At 64.3% G+C, this 21,222-nt stretch carries 14 protein-coding genes; 3 read left to right on the forward strand and 11 right to left on the reverse strand.

The window, feature by feature from the left end; genetic code table 11:
• Positions 1 to 65: 65 nt before the first annotated feature.
• The 3 genes from sppA to XALGPE39_RS16510 all read right to left on the reverse strand — a co-directional run bounded on the left by sppA (position 66) and on the right by XALGPE39_RS16510 (position 5,005).
• On the reverse strand, positions 66 to 1,958 hold the full coding sequence (gene sppA, locus XALGPE39_RS13360) for a signal peptide peptidase SppA (RefSeq protein ID WP_045728602.1): 1,893 nt from the start codon (positions 1,956 to 1,958) through the stop codon (positions 66 to 68).
• A 77-nt stretch (positions 1,959 to 2,035) separates the two neighbouring features.
• Positions 2,036 to 3,406, reverse strand: a complete 1,371-nt coding sequence (locus XALGPE39_RS13365; RefSeq protein ID WP_045728603.1) for an MATE family efflux transporter — start codon at positions 3,404 to 3,406, stop codon at positions 2,036 to 2,038.
• Positions 3,407 to 3,574: 168 nt separating this feature from the next.
• Positions 3,575 to 5,005: a hypothetical protein gene (locus XALGPE39_RS16510; RefSeq protein ID WP_052690082.1), complete on the reverse strand. Its 1,431-nt coding sequence runs from the start codon at positions 5,003 to 5,005 to the stop codon at positions 3,575 to 3,577.
• Positions 5,006 to 5,433: 428 nt separating this feature from the next.
• Between XALGPE39_RS16510 and XALGPE39_RS13375 the strand changes: the two genes are divergently transcribed.
• Complete coding sequence (locus XALGPE39_RS13375; RefSeq protein ID WP_045728604.1) at positions 5,434 to 7,623, forward strand: primosomal protein N'; 2,190 nt, start codon at positions 5,434 to 5,436, stop codon at positions 7,621 to 7,623.
• Positions 7,624 to 7,639: 16 nt separating this feature from the next.
• On the opposite strand, the gene XALGPE39_RS13380 is transcribed toward XALGPE39_RS13375, so the two are convergent.
• From XALGPE39_RS13380 to rhlB, 7 genes are all read right to left on the reverse strand, one after another.
• Positions 7,640 to 9,373, reverse strand: a complete 1,734-nt coding sequence (locus XALGPE39_RS13380) for a VanW family protein (RefSeq protein ID WP_235429819.1) — start codon at positions 9,371 to 9,373, stop codon at positions 7,640 to 7,642.
• 350 nt (positions 9,374 to 9,723) lie between these two features.
• Positions 9,724 to 10,602, reverse strand: a complete 879-nt coding sequence (gene rpoH / locus XALGPE39_RS13385) for an RNA polymerase sigma factor RpoH (protein ID WP_045728605.1) — start codon at positions 10,600 to 10,602, stop codon at positions 9,724 to 9,726.
• 221 nt (positions 10,603 to 10,823) lie between these two features.
• Positions 10,824 to 11,555 carry a uracil-DNA glycosylase gene (gene ung, locus XALGPE39_RS13390; protein ID WP_045728606.1) on the reverse strand — a complete coding sequence of 244 codons (732 nt, stop codon included), beginning with the start codon at positions 11,553 to 11,555 and terminating at the stop codon, positions 10,824 to 10,826.
• A 24-nt stretch (positions 11,556 to 11,579) separates the two neighbouring features.
• Positions 11,580 to 12,422 (reverse strand): response regulator, encoded by an 843-nt coding sequence (locus XALGPE39_RS13395; RefSeq protein ID WP_045729219.1) that lies wholly within the window; start codon positions 12,420 to 12,422, stop codon positions 11,580 to 11,582.
• Between the two features lie 7 nt (positions 12,423 to 12,429).
• Positions 12,430 to 13,374: a permease-like cell division protein FtsX gene (ftsX, locus tag XALGPE39_RS13400; protein WP_045728607.1), complete on the reverse strand. Its 945-nt coding sequence runs from the start codon at positions 13,372 to 13,374 to the stop codon at positions 12,430 to 12,432.
• Positions 13,371 to 14,057 carry a cell division ATP-binding protein FtsE gene (gene ftsE, locus XALGPE39_RS13405; protein ID WP_045728608.1) on the reverse strand — a complete coding sequence of 229 codons (687 nt, stop codon included), beginning with the start codon at positions 14,055 to 14,057 and terminating at the stop codon, positions 13,371 to 13,373. The genes ftsX and ftsE overlap by 4 nt, the downstream gene beginning before the upstream one ends.
• Before the next feature lie 75 nt (positions 14,058 to 14,132).
• Positions 14,133 to 15,845, reverse strand: a complete 1,713-nt coding sequence (rhlB, locus tag XALGPE39_RS13410) for an ATP-dependent RNA helicase RhlB (protein ID WP_045728609.1) — start codon at positions 15,843 to 15,845, stop codon at positions 14,133 to 14,135.
• Positions 15,846 to 16,047: 202 nt separating this feature from the next.
• Here rhlB and trxA point away from each other — a divergent pair, with 202 nt between their 5' ends.
• Positions 16,048 to 16,389: a thioredoxin TrxA gene (gene trxA / locus XALGPE39_RS13415; RefSeq protein ID WP_045728610.1), complete on the forward strand. Its 342-nt coding sequence runs from the start codon at positions 16,048 to 16,050 to the stop codon at positions 16,387 to 16,389.
• A gap of 233 nt (positions 16,390 to 16,622) precedes the next feature.
• Entirely contained in the window at positions 16,623 to 18,380 is a 1,758-nt protein-coding gene (gene rho, locus XALGPE39_RS13420; protein WP_045728611.1) for a transcription termination factor Rho, read from the forward strand.
• Between the two features lie 192 nt (positions 18,381 to 18,572).
• Here rho and XALGPE39_RS13425 read toward each other — a convergent pair whose 3' ends face one another.
• A complete protein-coding gene (locus tag XALGPE39_RS13425; protein WP_045728612.1) occupies positions 18,573 to 20,804 on the reverse strand; it encodes an NADP-dependent isocitrate dehydrogenase in 2,232 nt (743 codons plus the stop codon).
• Positions 20,805 to 21,222: the final 418 nt, after the last annotated feature.

Consider the following 21,222-nt stretch of genomic DNA (forward strand, 5'->3'; position numbering starts at 1 on the left):
CGGCCGGCGTTAAAACCTCGCACGACGCGCCCATCACGGGCGCGCCGAAGCGCTTGCGTGCTAGATCATAAGCCGCAGAAGCAGTAGGCCAGCGCCTTCACCGGCGCGCCCGGACGCTTAGCGGCCGCGTCCTGGACGAAGTGCAACTGCGTGTCCAATTCCGGCAGGCTGCGCACCAACAGTGCGTGTCCCAGCGCGGAGTCACCCAGCATCCAGGCACCCATGCGGCTACCGGCGAAACCGTTGACGAACTGTGCAAATGGCGAAGCGGGCTTTTCGATGTAACGCACTCGGTACTTGTCTTGGCCGCCAAGCTTGGCGCGCGCAGCGGCGTCGGCCACCGCGTCTTTGAAGCTGCCGAGCGTGTCGACCAGCCCACGTTCCTTGGCCTGCGCGCCGCTCCAGACACGGCCCCGCGCGACCTGATCGATGGCCTCGACCGACTTACCACGCGCCTGCGCCACCTTGCCGGTAAAGTCGGCATAGCCCTTGTTGATGACCGACTGGATCACCTGTCCCACCACCGGATCCATCGGCCGCGAGATATCGAAGGCACCGGCATAGCGGGTCGTGCCGACGCCATCGGTATGCACGCCAATCTTGTCCAGCGCACGGGCGATGTTGGGAACCATGCCAAAGATGCCGATCGAGCCGGTGATCGTCGATGGATCGGCGTAGATGCGATCGGCATTCATGCTGATCCAGTAGCCGCCGGAGGCGGCATAGTCGCCCATCGACACCACGACCGGCTTGCCAGCGGCTTTCAGCGCCACCACCTCGCGGCGGATCTGCTCGGAGGCGAACACCTCGCCACCTGGCGAATCCACCCGCAGCACCACCGCCTTCACCGCATCGTCGTCGCGCGCCTGGTGCAGGAGTTGCGCCGTCGATTCGCCGCCAATCCGACCGGCAGGCTGTTCGCCGGCGCTGATCTCGCCCGCTGCCACCACCACCGCCACCTGCGGCCGCGCATCCATCGGCGAGCGGCGTAGCTCCAATTGCTGCAGATAGCCGTCCAGATCGACGTTGCGGAAGACGGTATCGGCATCGGCAACGCCACGCTTGGCCAGCAGGTGTTCGACCTCATCGCGAGTCTTCAACCCATCCACCAACTTCTGCTGCAAGGCGAACTTGGCCATATCGCCACCCGCCGCCGCAATACCATCGGGCATGCTGTCGATGCCGGCACTGATCTGCGCTGGTACCAACTTGCGCGCCTTGGCGATATCGGCCACGTAGCGCTGCCACACATCGTTCATCCAGAACAGGTCGGCTTCCTTGGCCGCAGGCGACGCCGCGTCGAGCACGTAAGGTTCAGCAGCGGACTTGTACTCGCCAACCTTGAACAGGTGGACATCCACGCCGAGCTTGTCCTGCAAGCCCTGGCGGAAATACTGGCGATAGCGGCCCAAGCCTTCCAGCATCATCGAACCCATCGGGTCCAGATAGACTTCGTTGGCCTGCGCAGCCAGCAGATACTGCGATTGATTCAGCGAGTCGCTATAGGCCACGATCTGTTTGCCCGAACTGCGCAGATCCTGCAGCGCCGCAACCACTTCGCGCATCGAGGCGAAGCCGCCCGGCTGCAGCTTGTCCAGACGCAGTGCTACCCGCTCGATCTTCGGGTCGGTCTTGGCCGCTTCAATCGCCCGCACCAGATCGCGCAACTGGATCTCCTGCGCGCCCTTGTCGTTCATCGCCTTGGCCAGCGCGCGACTGACCGGATCGGCGCTGAACTGCTCAACGAGCTTGCCCTCCGGCGCGATCAACAGCGTGGTGCGGTCGCGCAAGGCCTTGGCACCATCGCCGCGCGCCATCGCGACCACCACCAACAGCAGCAGCACGAGCAAGAAGCCGAAGAACACCAGGTTCAAGATCAGCCGACGGGTAAAGTTCATCACATCCCACAGGCCGACGAAGAAGCTGACGATGGGGCTGCGACGCACAGGTTGGTTCATGGAAAGCTCCGATAAGGAATGCGTCTTGCGCCTGCGCAGCATACCGGCTACGTCAAGCGCCGCACATCCGTCTGAAGTCAGGGGGTGACAGGTGCCGCGAACAGGCGCGCACTGCTCCAACGCAAACGCGCGGCCATCATCACTGCCGCCGCCGTCAGGCCAAGAATCAGACCAATCCACATGCCCTGCGGCCCCCAACCCAGCCACAACCCCAGGCCGGCACCGAGCGGCATGCCCAGGCCCCAGTAGGCACACAGCGCCAGCAACATCGGCACACGGGTATCCTTGAGTCCACGCAGTGCGCCAGCCGACAGCACCTGCACACCATCGGGGAACTGGAAGGCGGCCGCATACAGCAGCAACGCGGACGCCAGCGTCGCCACAGAGATGTCGCGCGTGTAGATGCCGACGATGGCATCGTGACCCAACAGCAACACAAGCGCTGACAGCGCCTGGGTGCCGAGCACGATGACGTAACCAGCCCAGGCCGCGCCACGCACGCCGACCGCATCGCCGGCACCTGCCGCACGCCCCACCCGCACCGTGGTCGCCTCAGCCACGCCCATCGGCAGCATGAAGCACAACTGCGCCACGTTGATCGCAATCTGGTGCGCGGCTGCCGGCACCGCGCCGAGCCGCGCGATTAACAGCGCGGTGGCAATGAACAGCCCCCCTTCCATCAGGATGGTGACGCCGATCGGCACCCCGGTCTTGAGCAATCCAACGATCACGCGCGGATCCGGTGCCTCGCAGCGCGCGAACAGGCGTAACGAGGCGAAACGCTTGGCCCGCGCCAGATAGATAGCAAAGCACAGCGCCTGCGCCCACATCATGATCGCCGACGCCATTCCCAGGCCACCGGCGCCGCGCGCGGGCAGACCGAACAAGCCAAAGGTCAACACGTAGCCCAGCGGCGCCAGCAACAGCAGACCACCGAAGCCAAGCAACATCGTCGGTAACGTCCATTGCATGCCTTCGCTCAGATAGCGCATGCAGAAGTACAACACCAGCGCCGGCACACCCCAGCGGATCGCATATAGAAAATCGTGCGCGCCCGATACGATTCCGATATCGATGCCCATTCGCGGCAGCGCCATCGGCAGCACGCTCAGGAATGCGAACATCAACGCTCCCATGCCCAGCGACAACCACAGCGCCTGACGGAACAGCGGCCCGATCTGCTCATGGCGCTTACCGCCGTCCAGTTGCGACACCAACGCCGTCAAAGCGATCAGGGTACCGATCGGAATCATCATCGGCAGCCATAGCAAGGCGGTGCCGACCGTCACCGAGGCCAACGTGTGGGTGCCATGATGACCGGCGATCACGTTGTCGACAAAGCTGATCAAGCCCGTGGAAACATGACCCAAAACCAGCGGCAGGGCGAGCTGTGCGGTACTGCGCAGCTCGTTGCCACGGACCGCCACCGTGTTGGAAGATAAAACCATTGCAAGACTCTAGCGATCCCACCACTGCGACCACGCGGAGAGCGTCGGTATCGGGTGGCGGAGTAAGCGCATTTTACCCGCAACGGAAATGTATTATTTCAAAAATGCGCAACACGGGTTACGCAAGGTGCAAGCACCAGAGCATTGACCGGACTTCCCGCAGACCGGTCAACGCACCACGCGTTGATGCAACCAGGTTTCGCGGCTGTCGTTGCTCTGCGCCAGCAAATCCTTGAGTAGCCCAGCCCGGTCCTGCGGCGGAGTACGTTGCGAGAGCAGCATCAGATGAGCGCGCTGCTCAGCCGGCATACGACGCAACAGACTCAACAGTGTCTGGCGCTGGGCGTCGGGCACGTAACCGAACAGCGGTTGCAGCGTCCAGAACTCCGCGCCCAACTCCGGGCCGAGTAACCAACCGCGGCGCTCGATGGCGTCCATCTCGGCGAACTGCGCACGTAATGCGTGCTGCTGCTCCACTGGCAATGCGGCGAACGTGGTGACTGCCTGACGCAGACGCACCTGCGTGGCTGGCTCCAATGCCTGCCATGCAAGCTGACGCTCGTGAACTTGCGCGGGGGTCAATGCAGACGACGGCGTGGAGGATGGGGCAATCACTGCAGGCGCGAGGACTGTAGCAGTTGCGGCATCGGCAAGATCGGCGGCAGTGGGAGGACTGCGTTCGATCCGCGGCGCAGGGGCGCTGGCGGCATACCACGCGTAGAAATCCAGATCGTAAACCGCCGGTTCCGGCAATGCAGCAGGCTGCGCAACCGGCAGCGGCGGGGCGGTGGCGGTGTCCGATTCCGGCGATAAAGCCTCCACCCGAACCGGGCCAATATCGCCCAGCATCTGGTGCAGATTGTCGCCCACTGTGGCAACGGCATGTCGCGTCGGCAGATGGTCCCAGCACAGGGTTCCGACCAGCCCCACCGCGACCACCACGATCACTGCGACAACCAGGCGCGCGCGGCTAGCACCACGCTTGCCGGCGCGCCGCACAGGCGGCGCTGGCAAGGCTACAGGCGGAACACGCACAGGCGAGGTAGTTTCGGCAATCGCCGCGTCGCGCAGTTGCGCCAGCGTCTGCAGCCTTGCAGACGGCAGATCACGCAGATGCTGCTGCGCAGCCTCGGCCAATGCGCGCCACGCGGCGGCATCTGGATGACCGCCCTCATCGCGCGGACACGCACGCGCCAGTGCCTGCTGGTAATCCGAGATGGACAATTGCAGCACCTGTGCGGCAAGCGGCTCATCTAGCCCGGCCACGATACGCAACAGCAATGCCAGGCGGTCTGCTGGCTGTAACCTCGCCAGATGTGCAAACGGCACCGGCCAGACACCAGCGGTCGTCACAGTGACTTGGCGTAGCATCGGCACCGCCGCAAGCAACTTCCAAAAATGCAGCGGCCAATCGGTCATGGGCAGGGTCGCGGCATGACGGCCGAAGGCACGCATCGCTGCGGCCAGCGCAGGGGCAACGGCTTCCAGACTGCCGCCCTGCAGTTCAGCCAGAACCGCGACGCGGCGTTCGATACCGCGCAAGAACGCCGACAGCGCAGCCGGCGCAGCCGCGCCGCCAGAGGGGAAAACAACGGTCATCGGAACTCCATCATCGATGTGATGATAGCGAGACGCGCGTCAGACCGCGCGCTTGACAGCGGACCACAAATCAGTGCTCCGGTCACAATCGCAGCGGCGGGTTGTACACAGCACCCCAAATCGGCCATCTCCTCCCTTGTCAAGACCCGGCAACACTGTGTTGCATCCATGTTTCACGGATAAGTTATTGTTTTTGAAGACATAAATGCGAATGGCGCTTTTTTGTCCAACTCGTTGCCGAGGCTTGTGAGTCCGTCTTCACAGCGTGGAGCATCGTGCTCATGCACAGCCTTATCCACAGTGCGTGTGGATAAATTTGATTCTCTAGTGACGGCGGCTATTTACGACCTGTTTAGCGCTTTGCTGGCAGGGATCGTGGGCGACGCGCGCGGGCCGTCACGGCCGACGCCGACCGCTAGACTAGGCCGATGCCTGCTCCCGCCGTCACACTCCGCGTCGCTCTGCCACTGCCGTTGCCACAGTTGTTCGACTACCTGCCTCCGCAGGGTAGCGCCCTCACTCAAGGCGATATCGGCCGTCGCGTGCAGGTGCCGTTCGGCAATCGCCAGATGAGCGGCGTGGTGGCTGCGCTTGGCGAGGCAGAGGAAAGCCCCGGTCTGCGTGCAGCGCTGGCTTGGCTGGACCCGGTACCGCTGCTGCACGGCGAACTGGCCGACTCGCTGCGCTGGCTGGCCCGCTACAGCCACGCGCCGCTGGGCGAGGTATTGGCGACCGCGCTACCAGTGACCCTGCGCCGCGGCGAACCGCTGCCCGACACCCATGCCTGGGCCTGGCGCCTGACCGAAGCCGGCGCCGGTCACCGCACCCGCCCCGGTACCCGCCCGCATCGCTTCGCCCAATTGCTCGCGACCGGACCACTGCACGAGGAGCAGTTGGATCAGGCAATGCACGACTGGCGCGGCGCCGCGCGGACCTTGGCCAAGCGCAATCACGCCGAACGGATCACGGTAGCGGCCGACACCAGCGCGCCGCAGCCGCAAACCGGACCGATGGCGAACCCAGAGCAGCAAGCCGCGATCGACGCCCTCCTCGCCGCGCCGGGCTTCTCCGCATTCCTGCTCGACGGCGTCACCGGCAGTGGCAAGACCGAGGTCTACTTACAGGCAATCACCGCCTGTCTAGCGCGCGGCCGCCAAGCGTTGGTGCTGGTGCCGGAAATCGGCCTGACTCCGCAAACCCTGGCGCGGTTCCGCGCACGCCTGGGGGTGCCGGTGCATGCGCTGCATTCCGGGCTCACCGACAACGAACGCGCGCGGGTCTGGACCGCCGCTTGGCGCGGCGAAGCACGCGTGGTGGTCGGCACCCGCTCGGCGGTGTTTTTGCCATTGCCGCAGGCTGGGCTGATCGTGATCGACGAGGAACACGATGGCAGTTACAAGCAGCAAGACGGCATCCGCTACCACGCCCGCGATTTCGCCCTGATCCGCGCCAAGGCGCTGGACGTGCCCGTGCTGCTAGGCAGCGCCACACCGTCGCTGGAGAGCCTGCACAACGCCAACAGCGGCCGCTACGTACACCTGCGTCTGACCCGTCGCGCCGGCGAGGCGCGGCCACCGACGGTACGCGTACTCGACGTGCGCAAGCGCCCCCTGCAGGACGGGCTGTCGCCGGAGGTGCTGGCCGGCATCGGTACCACCCTCGCCGAGGGCGGCCAGATCTTGGTGTTCAAGAACCGCCGTGGCTACGCGCCAGTGCTGCTATGCCATGACTGCGGCTGGACCGCGCCTTGCCAACGCTGCAGCACACCACTACACACCACGCCAATGACCGTGCATGCCGGCGGCCGGCGATTGCAATGCCACCACTGCGGTGCGCGGCAACCAGCACCACTGGCCTGCCCGGACTGCGGCAGCCTAGCGCTACAACCGCAGGGCATCGGCACAGAGCGCCTGGAAGAACGTTTGGTGCAGGCCTTTCCGGAGGTGCCAGTGCTGCGCATCGACCGCAGCACCACCCAGCGCCGCGATGCGCTGGAAACACAACTAGCCACACTCGGCAACGTCCCCGGGATCCTGGTCGGCACGCAGATCCTGGCGAAGGGTCACGATCTGCCGCAACTGAGCAGAGTCGTGGTGGTGGGCATCGACGAAGGTCTGTTTTCAGCCGACTTTCGCGCCAGCGAGAAACTGGCGCAACAGTTGATCCAAGTCGCCGGCCGTGCCGGTCGCGCCACGCGCCCCGGTGACGTCTGGTTGCAGACTCACCATCCTGGTCATCCGCTACTGGAAATTCTGGTGCATGGCGGCTACCACGCCTTCGCCGCAGCGGAACTGGCGCAGCGCGAAGCCGCTGGCTTCCCGCCATTCGCGCATCTGGCGCTGCTGCGCGCCGAGGCTAAGCAGGTCGAACACGCCAACGCTTTTCTCGCCGCAGTGCGCGCGCTGCTGCCGGCGCACGATCAGGTACAGCGCTTCGGCCCAATGCCGGCGCCAATGCCGCGCCGCGCGGGTTTCCAACGCACCCAACTCCTACTCTCGGCGAGTACCCGGCGCGCACTGCATCACCTGCTGGATGCGACCGTGCCGACAATCCATGCACTACCCCAGGCACGGCGAGTACGCTGGTCGCTGGACGTAGACCCACAGGATTTGTACTGAATCGGCAAGGCGCTGCTCAGCTACCGCCCTGCAACGCCAACCGCATCTGTACGCGCAACGCCGCGTAGTCGCCAGCCTGCACGCAGCGCCATGAGCCAGCATCCGTACCAAGGCCGCAGGCAGTGGTAGCCACCACCGGTTTACCCGCGACCAACGCCAACAACAGCCCACGAGGTTGCTGTTCGATCCAGGCCGGCAGTACCACGATGGTCGCCGCATGCACGCCTGCAGCCATCGAGGCCACCCGACGCACATCGAAGCCGCTCCAAAAATCCATCGTTTCCTGCGCGCCTGGCGGCAGTAACAGTTGCAGCGGGAGGCCGCGCAGCGCCTCGCGCAGTTCGAACACGCCTTTACGCGCCAGCGAGGCGGAGGCCAACAACACCTGGGGGACAACGCATTCGGCCGTGTCTTCAACCATCCCAGCAGACGTGGCAGGAACTGCTGACAGCGCCGGCACGTGCCATGCCAGCGCAACGCCACGTCCATCCGCGAGCGCCAGCAACTCGCGGTGCGGAGTGATCCAGTGGCGTGCCTGCGACAAGGCCACGCGCTCGGCCTCCACTAGCGCCGAATCGGCACGGAAATCGCGCAGAGTGGCGCTGTCAGGATGCCGCTGTGCAGCCATGTCCAGGCGCGCATGCAGCACATGCATCGGCAGCGCGGTCATGCATACGTCCCAGCGCCGGCCCTGCAGCTCGCCGGCCAGCCACAGTCCCGGCAACAGACTCTGCGGTATTACCAAATCGACATCGCGCGCATCGAGTCGACGCCGTAGTGCCGCCAGTCGGATGTTCTGAGCACGCTGGCGTGCCTGAGGCAACGGCATCCCTTGCCACAGCCACCAACGCATCAGCAGCGCTGCCTGCAGCCCGGCGATGCTGACCCGTCGTATCGTCAACACGCGGTCGCCAGGCAATAAGCGGCGCCGGCGATCCTCAAGGAATTCAGGCCAATCCTCGTCCACCAGCCAGGTACGCCGCAGACCACTGAGCACGGCTGGCACATGCCGAGGGCAATGGTGGCGGTCACAGCGCGTGCAATCGCTGTCAGCGCGCGCTGCGGGCCGAGGCTGTAATGGCGACAACGGCAAGACGACGGGCGTCGCTACGCCGCCGAGGATGCGCACATGCAGCGCATCGCCATCCAGCCATACTTCCAACCGCCACGGCAACGGCGCACGCAGGCGCAGATCGACATAGTTCCAGAACACCACTGCATCGCGGTCGCGCTCGGCCAACGATCCGGGGACAACCTGCGTATGCCGGTGCCGCTCGACGATCTCCAATCCCTGCCGCAGCGCGGCATCGTAAATCGCGTTGGACAACTGACATAGGCCGCCACCGATCGATGGGATCAGGCAGCCTTCACGCAACTCGCGTCCAGCAACGAAGCCGCGCCAACGCGAGGCACGCCCGAGTTGACGCCAGAATCCGAAGGTCGCCCCGGCCGGAACCTCCACGCCATGCAATACGCGCGCGGCCAAGCGTAGGTTATGGATTTTGCCCGCGACCAGCAGCGGCGCAGTCTCTTCCATCTCGGGCCAAAGCGCCGTAACCGATTCGGAGACCAACCCGTCGGCGCTGCGAAAGCCAGCGTCGCGGGGGTGCCGGCACGGGCCATCGCGCAGATCACGCAAGCCCCGGCGCAGTTGCAAGGCACCGACCTTGGCCCAGAACAGTGGGCTACGCCAGCGCGAAGGCCACGACGCATCCGGCTTCATCATCCGCTCCGTCGCTGTCCTTTGCATGGCTTTGTCTCCCGCCTCCCTGAGCGGATCTACCGACATGCAACTATAAATCCCATAGCGGTACGCACAAGGTTCATCGCTTGCGCAGCGCAGACGGCACGCACATCGACCGATCACAGTGGCTGTGCATTGCCCACCCGTCTTGCGGGTTCGGGCAGGGACTAACCGGCAGGCTTAAAAACGCTCCGCCCGTGACTCTTCGCCCAAACGCTGGCCGGCCTTTACAGACTGGTCTTGCCCATCCAGGACAAGACCAGTTGCGGATCAAGCGCCCGCAGCTTTAACCGACTGGCATGGGGCAAAAGCGGACTTTGACGCCTTACGGATTCACCGGCGGCAGCGCAGGTGGATCAGGCGACGAACAGTGCCTTCATCTTTTTCAGCGCGTTGGCCTCGATCTGGCGGATCCGTTCGGCCGAAACGCCGTATTCGTCGGCTAGTTCCTGTAGCGTGATCTTGCTGTCCGCGTCCAACCAACGCCGCGCAATGATGTCGCGCGAGCGCGCATCCAGTTCGGCCAAGCCTTCGCGCAACAGTTGCAGTTGATTGTCATCGCTGTCGGCACGTTCGTAAGCCTGCGATGGATCTTCTTCGTTGGCCATCAAATAGGCAGCCGGAGAAGGCGGCGCATGATCGTCGTCCTCGTCGGACGGAGCGTCAAAGCCGATATCGCGACCGGACAGACGCGACTCCATCTCCAGCACCTCACGCTCGGATACGTTGAGGTCCTTAGCGACGGCCGTCACTTCCGCAGCGTTCATCCAGCCCAGACGCGTTTTGGACTTACGCAGGTTGAAGAACAGCTTGCGCTGCGCCTTGGTCGTGGCGACCTTGACGATACGCCAGTTCTTCAGAATGTACTCGTGCATCTCGGCACGGATCCAGTGCACCGCGAAGCTGACCAAACGCACGCCCATGTCCGGGTCGAAGCGCTTGACCGCCTTCATCAGGCCGATGTTGCCCTCCTGGACCAGATCGCCCAGCGGCAGGCCATAGCCGTTGTAGCCGCGGGCCACATGGACCACGAAGCGCAGGTGGGAATGCACCAGTTCGCGCGCCGCATCCAGGTCTTCCTGGTCGCGATAGCGCACCGCCAGGGCGCGCTCCTCCTCGGACGTCAGCACCGGGATCTGGTGCACGGCGCCAATGTAGGCATCCAGCGAACCAAGCGGACTGGGAATCGGAAGATTGTTGGCCACCAATGCGGTGGTAGAGAGAGTCTGGCTCATAGGTCTCATCTTAGCAGTCAACTAATTGGACTGCCGGGTTCAGTAAAAAGTTCCTTCGTTCCATTCATGAAACATTCGAACCGAAAAATGCGCCATGGCAGAGATATTGCAACGATCATACAAAACAATGAAACGGACCGTTTATCCATCCCAAATTAGCACCACCTTCGCGAAAATGGCGTCCATGCGGGATCGAGGTGGGAGCGACATCCCATGTCAGTTCAGGCATCGCGTAACGATGCTTCCAGATCTGCGCGCGTGGGCAGGCTCCAGTCGATCGGGGCGGCCCCGCGACGACGCAGGTATTCGTTGGCGGCGGAGAAATGCTTGCATCCAAGGAATCCGCGGTGCGCGGACAGCGGTGAGGGATGCGGTGCCTTCAGCACCCGGTGGCGCCGGGTATCGATGACCTTGCCCTTGGCCTGCGCATAACTTCCCCAAAGCAGGAACACCAGGCCCTCGCGCTCGCGGTTGAGGGTCTCCACCACATGGTCGGTGAAGCCTTCCCAGCCTTTGCCCTGGTGGGCACCGGCACGGCCTTCCTCAACGGTAAGCACCGCATTGAGCATCAAGACACCGCGCTGCGCCCAGGGTAGCAGGCAGCCGTGATCGGGACGGCGGATGCCCAAATCGTCCTCGATCTCTTTGTAGATGTTGAGTAGGGATGGTGGCACCGGCACGCCGGGCAGCACCGAGAAACACAGGCCATGCGCCTGACCACGCCCGTGGTAGGGATCCTGGCCAAGGATCACAACTTGTACCGCATCGAACGGGGTGGCCTGGAATGCGGCGAAGATCTGCCGTCCCGGCGGGAACACGTGCGCGCCAGCCGCCTTGCGCTGACGCAGGTAGACGGCCAACTCGCGCATTTCCTGGCGCAACAGCCAGTCACCGACCTGCGCCTTCCACGACGGCTCTAACTGGATCCGGCTCTCATCTTCGTTGTTGGTCATTGCATACGGACTCGACACATCAGGTCAAAAGGTCACCGCGTTCCTATCGAGTCTGGCCAGACGCAATTGGAACAACACTTTGGTCACCAGCAGACGCTCTTCGATCGGCTTTTGCACCAGATCGTTGGCGCCAGCGCGCAGCAGCGCGGACTGGTTGTGCGGATTGCTGTCGCCGGTCATCACCAACACCGGCATGCGCCGCTTGCCGTAGGCGAAATCCAAGCGGATACGCTGGACCACGTCGCGGCCGTTGAGCTCACCCTTTAATGTGACGTCGGTCAGCACAAGATCGATGCGGTGCGTCGTGCGGCCGAGGGATTCGGCGGCCAGCAGGGTGAACGCCTCCTCGGCGCTCAAGACATGCAGTACATGCAATTGCTGGCGCTCGAGCATGCGCTTGGTAGCCTCGGCCACCACCCGACTGTCCTCGACATAAAGAACGGTGGCCCCAACCACCGGCTGCGGCTGCACATAGCCACGGACGAACGTCGCCAAGGCCTTGTGGCCAAGGGCCTTATCGAAATAGTCGGTGACGTATTCGGTAAATCGGCGTTCCACCAGATGCCGCTGAGCATCGCCAGAGACGACGATCACCGGCACATAAGCCTGCCCAGCGGCCTCACGCACGCTGCGCGCCAGGGCCAGGCCGTCGCCATCGGGTAGCGCCAGCGAGGTGGTGACCAGATCGACTGGGCCAGCCTCCAACGCCAAACGCGCCTCGGCAATGCTGGCGCAGCCGACCACCTCGACATCCAGCAACTCGCGATGCAGCACGTCAGCGATCAGCTTGCGCACCAGCTTGGATCCATCAACCACCATCACCCGCGGGGCGGCGTTGGTCAGGTGCTTGAACTCGTGCACTGACATGCGCACTTCACGTGTCGGTGGGCCGTGTCTGGCGCAGGAAGTGGCCAGTCACCAGCCAAGCACCGAGCCAGCCCAGCAACAAGGTACCGAGCAGAACCAGCGACACCTGCAATCCGTCCAGTCCATGCAGCAGAAAATGGCTACCGTAGCTGTCCGCCAGCGCCGTCAACGGCGGCCCCAGTGCCACCGCTGAGACAGCAAGCAATGTCAGCGCCAACACACCGGCGCCGAAGCCATACCAGGCCCCAAGGTACAGGAACGGGCGACGGATGAAGCCATCGCTGGCGCCGAGCAACTGCAGCACGCCGATTTCCTCGCGCCGCGCCTGGATATCCAGGCGTACCGTGTTGCCGACGACAAGCACCGCGCCGGCGCCAAGCAGGAACGACAACACCTGCACCAAGCGCTGTCCGAAGTGCAACCAACCATCCAGGCGCTTACGCCACAGCGCGTCGTGCTGGACCAAATCGGCTTGCGGCAAGGCGCTCAACGCCAGCGCCAGCGCGGTGTCGTCGGCTGCGGCGGGGATCACGGTGAGCAATGTCGGCAATGGATTGTCGTGCAGGGCATCCAGCGCCTCGCCCAGCCCCGCGCTATCGCGCAATTCGGCCATGCCCTGCGCAGGTGTGCGCAAGTTCACTGCGGCGACATCGGCACGCCCGCGCAACGTCTGCGCCAGTGCCTGCGCTGCGGCGACATCCACATCGGTCTTCAGGAACACGTTGATCTCGCGCGACTGCTGCACCGTACCGGCGAACTGCTTGAGATTATCCAGCGCGATCGACAACCCCAATGGCAGGGTGAAAGCCAGCGCCATCACCGCCATCGTCAGCAGCGTGGCCCACGGCTTGCGCATGGCGCGACCGAGGCTATAGACGATGCTATGCAGATGGTGATCCCACCACACGCCCAGACGCGAAGGCGCGGTGGCGCCGGTATTGCGCGCGCTCATTCGGCCAGATCCTGAGGAGAAATATCGTCGACCAGGCGGCCATGATCCAGGATCAGCACGCGCTTGCGCATCTGTTTGAGCAGCGCCAGGTCGTGGCTGACCACCAGCACGCTGGTACCACGCGCAGGCAGTTGCGCGAACAGTTGCATGATCTCGGCAGACAGGGTCGGGTCGAGGTTGCCGGTGGGTTCGTCGGCTACCAGCAACCTTGGCTCGCCGACCATCGCCCGGGCGATGCCGACGCGCTGCTGTTCGCCGGCCGACAACTGCGAGGGCAAGGCCTTCTCGCGATGTCCCAGGCCCATACGTTCGAGCACCGAACGCACGCGCTTGCCGATCTCGGCGCGGCGGGTTCCGCGCAGGATCAACGGCAGCGCGACGTTCTCGGCGATGCTGCGATCGGTGAGCAAGCGATGGTCCTGGTAGACCGCGCCGACCTCGCGCCGATGCAGCGGGACGCGACGCCCACGCACCTTGAGCAGGTTGCGCTCATCGAACAGCACCGCACCGTGGCTGGGCCGCTCGCTGAGGTGGATGAGCTTGAGCAAGGTGCTCTTGCCGGCACCGGAATGACCGGTGACGAACAGCATCTCGCCCTCCTCTACCTGGAAGCTGACATCCACCAGCGCCGTATGGCCGCCAGCGTACTGTTTAGTGACATTGTCGAATCGCAGAACACTCATCCGACGATTATGCCGGAGCGCCCAGGGTATTCGTCCACCGAGCGCATACAGCGCGCGGCGGACGGATGCCACGGCTCAGGAACCGGACACCAGCGAGCGCAGCTTGCGGCCGAGACGGGTCAAGAACGAATCGTTCTTGACAGACGCGGCCGCGCGCTCGCCCTGGCGCGGAGCCTTGACCGGCGTCGCCACGACCTGCACCGGCTTGGCCGACGCCGCGACATTGCCTGACTGGGTTCCATCGACCGCGTCCAGTGGCCGCCCACCGCGACGGCGCCTGCGCTTACGCGGCGGACGCTCGCCTTCTACCAGCGGCACCCCCTCGGCGGCCACGCGGGCAGGCTTCGGCACGGCGGGCGCTGGCGCATCGGTCACGGCGGTGGCGTCGACCGGGCGCGGAGTGCGTGATCGGCGTCGCGGCTTGCCATCGGCACCGCGCGATTCACCGCGCCCACCAGGGCCACTACGAGCACCACCGGACTTGCCGCCGCCACGACGTTGCTCATCGGCCTCGCGCTGGGCACGCGCTTCGCGGAAGATCTCGCCGATGCTGTCATCGCCATCGGCCTCGGCCGCCTCGCCTTCCACCGCCACACGCGGGGTGCGCGGCAGCGCTACCAGCAGCTCCGCCGTCACCGGCTCGACCGGGATCTTCTGCTCGATGTAGGCCTCGATGTCCGGCAGGCTCATCGCGTAACGCTCGCAGGCGAAGCTGATCGCATCCCCTTCCTCGCCCAGCCGCGCAGTGCGGCCGATACGGTGCACGTAATCCTCCGCGTCGAACGGCAGGTCGTAGTTGTAGACGTATTTGACCCCGTCGATATGCAGACCGCGCGCAGCCACGTCGGTGACCACGAGGATTTCCAACTGGCCCTTCTGGAAACGGTTGAGCAGCGTCTCGCGCTTCTTTTGCGGCACATCGCCAGAGAGCACGCCGACCCGGTAGCCATTGCGCTCCAGCGCCCGTGCCACGCGCTCGACGAACGCCTTGGTGTTGACGAACACCATGGTGCGCGCGCCCTCGCTGCGCGACAGCAGGCCGAGCAACAGGGTCAGCTTCTCCTCGTCGGAGGGGAAATAGATGCGCTGACGCACCCGCGCGGCGGTGATGCTTTCGGCCTCGACCACAAGCTTTTCCGGTTCGTTCATGTGCTCATAGGCCAGCTCCAGCACGCGATGGCTGAGCGTGGCCGAGAACAACAACGTCTGCCGAGTGCCGCGCTCGGGCATGCGCCGCAGCAGGAAACGGATGTCCTTGATGAAACCCAGATCGAACATGCGGTCGGCTTCGTCCAGCACGCAGATCTCGCAAGCGTGCAGGGACACCACTTTGTGCTGTTTGACGTAGTCGATCAGCCGCCCGGGGGTGGCGATGATTACGTCCACGCCCTGCTGCAGCAGTTCGCGCTGTTTGTCGTAGTCCACACCGCCATAGACCAGCGCGAAACGCAGGCCAATGTCGGCGCCGAACTTGACCGCGTCCTTGTGGATCTGGATCGCCAGTTCGCGGGTCGGCGCCAGAATCAGCGCACGCGGGTCTTCCGGCTTGCGATCGGCCAACGCCGGGCGGCTGAGCAGACGGTTCATCACCGCCACCAGGAACGCCAGGGTCTTGCCGGTGCCGGTCTGGGCCTGCCCGGCCACGTCGCGACCCGGCAAGGCCACCGGCAGGGTCAGCGCCTGGATCGGTGTGCAGCGGGTGAAGCCGGCGCTTTCGAGCCCCGCCAGCAGAGCCGGTTCCAGGTCGAACGCGGAAAAAGTCACATCGGTCAGCGGTTTGTCGCTCATCTTTCCATCTTCGTGAGGCTACCCCGCCCTAGGCGTAAGGTCGCAGCTTGCGTCGGTCCCGGCAGCGTCGCACACTGGCGTCTTCCATACCGGGTCGCGCGACAGGGGGAATCCCTTGATTTCGACGCGCAATGCCCCAGTTTACCGCAATGCGGCGGCCACCCGGTCCGGTCGATCGCATTGATCCAGGAGATTTTCCAAAGTGAGCGACAAGGTTCTACACGTCGGCGACGCCGATTTCGATGCCAAGGTGCTGCAATCGGACGAGGCGGTTCTGGTGGATTTCTGGGCCGAATGGTGCGGCCCGTGCAAGATGATCGCGCCGGTGCTGGACGACCTCGCCGAGGCCTACGACGGCCGGCTGAAGGTGGCAAAGATCAATGTAGACGAAAATCGTGCCACGGCGATCAAATACCAGGTCCGCTCGATCCCGATGCTGCTGCTGTTCAAGAACGGCCAGATCCAGGCCACCCAGATCGGTGCGGTCGGCAAGGGCCAGCTGACCCAGATGATCGACAAGACGCTGGGCGGCGCGGCTGCCTGACGCCCACCTGCCGCTCCGCTCCGGAGCGGCAGCTCTGGACGCCGCGGCCTTACGCTGGTAGCTGAATCGCCTGCAAGCGTGGGCTTGCCGTGATTGCGCGGCGGTGATAGTGTCGGTATATCCGGTCGCACTAGCGCACCGCACCCCCTCTGGAAGTTTCTCTCCCAGACCCGCTCCCAATCCATTTGCCCCCTACGTTTGGGTGCTCGCACTCTTAAGCGAGGAACGCTACTTTGTCCGATAACACCATATCTGAACCCGGGAGCATCGACGCTCCCGCCGAGAAACGCGTGCGCAAGCCGCGCGTCAACAGAGCCACGGCCGATACCGAAGCCAGCGCCGACCACGGCACGCCCGCGCAGCCGAATCTGCCGCTGCCCGCTGCGCCAGTCCAGGCCGACGCGCCACGCCCAGCTCACCAGGAACATGCGCCAACGCCGTCCAACCATGGCCCATCAGCCGGCAACGGCGAGCAACCGGCCATGCCGCCACAGCCACACGGCGGCAACCCCAACGATGGCGGAGAACCGCGCGAAGGCGGCCACCCGCGCTTCAACAATCAGAATCAGAACCAGAACAACAATCAGCAGGGCAACCGCCGCGACCGCTTCCGCAATCGCCGCGACCGCAACCGCGAGCGCTTCCAGGACAACGGCTTGCCCAGCGACAACGGCGCCAACGAAGTCTTCGTGCCGCGCGTGCATGCCAGCGTGCCTGAAGGCTTCCCGATCTACTCGTTAAGCGACCTGAAACGGATGCCGGCGCAGAAGCTGCTCGACATCGCCGAACAACTCAACATCCAGGACGGCGTGGCGCGCGCGCGCAAGCAAGACGTGATCTTCGCGCTGCTCAAGGTGCTCACCCGCCATGGCGAAGGCGTCGCCGCCGACGGCGTGCTGGAAATCCTGCCGGACGGCTTCGGCTTCCTGCGCGCGGCCGAGGCCAGCTACCTGGCCGGCCCGGACGACACCTACATCTCGCCCAGCCAGATCCGCCGCTTCAACCTGCGCACTGGCGATCACCTGTCCGGCCGCATCCGTTTCCCGAAAGATGGCGAACGCTATTTCGCGCTGTCGATCGTCGACACCATCAACGGCGAGCCACTGGAAGCGAGCAAGAACAAGGTCCTGTTCGAGAACTTGACCGCGCTGTTCCCGCGCAAGCGCTTCACCCTGGAACGCGGCAACGGCTCCTCGGAAGACATCTCCGGCCGCATCCTCGACCTGATGGCGCCACAAGGCAAAGGCCAGCGTGCCTTGATCGTCTCGCCACCCAAGGCCGGTAAAACCATGCTGATGCAGCAGGTGGCCACGGCGATCACCACCAACCATCCGGATGTGCACCTGATCGTGTTGCTGATCGACGAGCGCCCGGAAGAAGTGACCGAAATGCAGCGCACCGTGCGCGGCGAGGTCATCTCCTCCACCTTCGACGAACCAGCCGCGCGCCACGTACAGGTTGCCGAGATGGTGATCGAGCGCGCCAAGCGCTTGGTCGAACACAAGAAGGACGTGGTGATCCTGCTCGACTCGATCACCCGCCTGGCCCGCGCCTACAACAACGTGGTGCCGTCCTCCGGCAAGGTGCTCAGCGGCGGCGTCGACGCCAATGCGCTGCACCGCCCGAAGCGTTTCTTCGGCGCAGCACGCAACGTCGAGGAAGGCGGCTCGCTGACCATCATCGCCACCGCACTGGTGGAGACCGGCAGCAAGATGGACGAGGTGATCTACGAAGAGTTCAAGGGCACCGGCAACAGCGAAGTGCACCTGAACCGCCGCATCGCCGAGAAGCGCGTGTACCCGGCAATCGACATCAACCGCTCCGGCACCCGCCGCGAAGACCTGTTGATCGATCCGGAACTGCTGCAGAAGATCTGGATCCTGCGCAAACTGCTGCATCCGATGGACGAGATCGCCGCGATGGAGTTCCTGCTGGATAAGATGAAGAACACCAAGTCCAACGACGAGTTCTTCGGCTCGATGAAGCGCTGAAGTCCAGCCACGCCTCATCACAAACGCCCCGTCCCGACGGGGCGTTTGCGTTTTGGAGATCAATCCCCGCCGACGCTGCGGGACGATACGCGCGTCCACCGACCGACGTCGCGAGGAACGCAACAAAACAACTCTACTGCTACCCACTCACCCGCGACCGCAAGATGCAGCAGCGGGTGCGTGACACGAAACTCAGGCCGACAACAACGCCAGCGCGTCGTTGAGGGTCTTGCTGGGTCGCATCGCAGCGGCCACCTTGCCCAGGTCCGGACGGTAGTAACCGGCGATGTCCACCGGCTGGCCCTGCACGCCGTTGAGTTCGGCGACGATGGTCGCTTCCTGCTCGGTCAGCCGCTTGGCCAGCGGCGCGAAGCGCGCCTGCAACGTGGCGTCCTCGTGCTGCGCGGCCAGCGCCTGCGCCCAGTACAGCGCGAGGTAGAAGTGACTGCCGCGGTTGTCCAGCCCCCCCACCTGACGCGAAGGCGACTTATCGGTGTCCAGGAACCGGCCATTAGCCTGATCCAAGGTACGCGCCAGCACGCCGATGGCAGCGCTGTGGTGGCGCTGGCCCAGATGTTCCAGCGACGCGGCCAGAGCCAGGAACTCGCCCAACGAATCCCAACGCAAATAATTCTCTTCGACGAACTGCTGCACATGCTTGGGCGCCGAGCCACCGGCACCGGTCTCGAACAGGCCACCACCGGCCATCAGCGGCACGATCGACAGCATCTTCGCACTGGTGCCCAGTTCCATGATCGGGAATAGATCGGTGAGGTAATCGCGCAGCACGTTACCAGTGACCGAAATGGTGTCCTCACCCTTGCGAATGCGCTGCAACGACAACGCGGTGGCTTCCACTGGTGGCAGGATGCGGATGTCCAGGCCGGTCACGTCGTGGTCGCGCAGGTAACGCTCCACCTTCTGGATCATCAACGCATCGTGGGCGCGCTGCGGGTCCAACCAGAACACCGCCGGGGTGGCGCTCAGGCGCGCGCGCTCGACCGCCAGCTTGACCCAATCCTGGATCGGCGCGTCCTTGGTCTGACACATGCGCCAGATATCGCCGGCTTCCACCGCATGCTCCAACAGCACCGTGCCGCTGGTATCGCTGACCCGCACCACGCCATCGGCGGCGATCTGGAAGGTCTTGTCGTGCGAACCGTATTCCTCGGCCTTCTGCGCCATCAGGCCGACGTTGGGTACGCTACCCATCGTCGCCGGATCGAACGCACCATGCCGCTTGCAGTCTTCGATCACCGCCTGATACACGCCGGCATAGCAGCGGTCCGGAATCACAGCCTTGGTGTCCTGTAGCTTGCCTTGCGCGTTCCACATGCAGCCCGAGTCGCGGATCATCGCCGGCATCGAGGCATCGACGATCACGTCGCTGGGGACGTGCAAATTGGTGATGCCCTTGTCGGAGTTGACCATCGCCAACGCCGGACGCTGTGCGTACAGCGCCTGCAGATCGGCCTCGATCGGCGCGCGCTGCGCGTCCGGCAGCGCCGCGATGCGCGCATACAAATCGCCGATGCCGTTGTTCGCATCGAAGCCCACCTGCTTCAAGGTGGCCGCGTACTTGTCCAGCACGTCGCGATAGAACGCCTCCACCACCACGCCGAACATGATCGGGTCGGAGACCTTCATCATCGTCGCCTTCAGATGCAGGGAGAACAGCACACCCTGCTGCTTTGCATCGGCGATCTGCGCCTGCACGAACGCGGCCAGCGCACGCTTGCTCATCACCGCCGCATCGATGATCTCAGCGGCCTGCACCGCCGTCTTTTCCTTCAGCACCGATACCGTGCCGTCCTTTCCAACCCATTCGATCTTGACGCTGCCGGCGTGTTCGATCAGCGCCGAGCGCTCGCTACCGTAGAAATCGCCCGCGTCCATATGCGCCACATGCGATTTGCAATCGGCGCTCCACGCGCCCATGCGATGCGGATGCTTACGCGCGTACTGCTTGACCGACGCTGGCGCACGGCGGTCGGAATTACCCTCACGCAGCACCGGATTGACCGCGCTGCCCTTGACCCGGTCGTAGCGCGCCTTGGCGTCGCGCTCCTGCGCGTTTTTCGGCTCGTCCACGTAATCCGGCAACGCATAGCCCTGCTGCTGCAACTCCTTGATCGCCGCCTTGAGCTGCGGCACGGAGGCACTGATGTTGGGCAACTTGATGATGTTGGCTTCTGGCGTGGTGGCCAGTTGACCCAGTTCGGCCAGATCGTCGGCAATGCGCTGATCCTCGCGCAGGCACTCGGGGAACTGCGCGATCAAGCGGCCAGCCAAGGAAATATCGCGCGTCTCCACCGCGATGCCGGCGGTACCGGCGAACGCAGCGACGATCGGCAGCAGCGACTGCGTCGCCAGGTACGGAGCTTCATCGGTAAGCGTGTAAAGGATCTTGGGCGTATTCGACATGACGCGATGGATGACCTCTGGCAAGAGAAGACAGCAGGGCCGACAGTGCGGCGACGTATGTTCCGACCAATGAGCACGCAGCCGGGAACGCCGAACATCGGCTATCGCGCGTATTGTCGCGTGTCTTCCGGCCGCGGGCAAAGAGCCGCTGACGATATGGACTTTACAATCCACCAAATGAGCACACTCCTCCACGCACAGAATGAGCACACTCCTCCACGCACAGATTGATCGCCGCATGCTGCTGGCACTCACCGACTTGCGCCATTACGAGCGTGGCTTGGCCTACGCGTAGGATGCACGCGTGACCTTGCTCACCGCGACAACGGACGCCGTCGAGGCCCGCGTGACCGGCACCGAGAACTACAAAGTGCAGTTGCAATGACGCAACCGCGCCTTGCATGGCGATGCGATTGTG

The organism is Xanthomonas sp. GPE 39 (genome assembly GCF_000963005.1).
Classification (GTDB): domain Bacteria; phylum Pseudomonadota; class Gammaproteobacteria; order Xanthomonadales; family Xanthomonadaceae; genus Xanthomonas_A.

Excerpts from the sequence above, each read along its gene's own strand:
- sppA (WP_045728602.1), bottom strand. The coding sequence starts at position 1,958 with ATGAACCAACCTGTGCGTCGCAGCCCCATCGTCAGCTTCTTCGTCGGC.
- XALGPE39_RS13365 (WP_045728603.1), bottom strand. The coding sequence starts at position 3,406 with ATGGTTTTATCTTCCAACACGGTGGCGGTCCGTGGCAACGAGCTGCGC.
- XALGPE39_RS16510 (WP_052690082.1), bottom strand. The coding sequence starts at position 5,005 with ATGACCGTTGTTTTCCCCTCTGGCGGCGCGGCTGCGCCGGCTGCGCTG.
- XALGPE39_RS13375 (WP_045728604.1), top strand. The coding sequence starts at position 5,434 with ATGCCTGCTCCCGCCGTCACACTCCGCGTCGCTCTGCCACTGCCGTTG.
- XALGPE39_RS13380 (WP_235429819.1), bottom strand. The coding sequence starts at position 9,373 with ATGCAAAGGACAGCGACGGAGCGGATGATGAAGCCGGATGCGTCGTGG.
- rpoH (WP_045728605.1), bottom strand. The coding sequence starts at position 10,602 with ATGAGCCAGACTCTCTCTACCACCGCATTGGTGGCCAACAATCTTCCG.
- ung (WP_045728606.1), bottom strand. The coding sequence starts at position 11,555 with ATGACCAACAACGAAGATGAGAGCCGGATCCAGTTAGAGCCGTCGTGG.
- XALGPE39_RS13395 (WP_045729219.1), bottom strand. The coding sequence starts at position 12,422 with ATGTCAGTGCACGAGTTCAAGCACCTGACCAACGCCGCCCCGCGGGTG.
- ftsX (WP_045728607.1), bottom strand. The coding sequence starts at position 13,374 with ATGAGCGCGCGCAATACCGGCGCCACCGCGCCTTCGCGTCTGGGCGTG.
- ftsE (WP_045728608.1), bottom strand. The coding sequence starts at position 14,057 with ATGAGTGTTCTGCGATTCGACAATGTCACTAAACAGTACGCTGGCGGC.
- rhlB (WP_045728609.1), bottom strand. The coding sequence starts at position 15,845 with ATGAGCGACAAACCGCTGACCGATGTGACTTTTTCCGCGTTCGACCTG.
- XALGPE39_RS13425 (WP_045728612.1), bottom strand. The coding sequence starts at position 20,804 with ATGTCGAATACGCCCAAGATCCTTTACACGCTTACCGATGAAGCTCCG.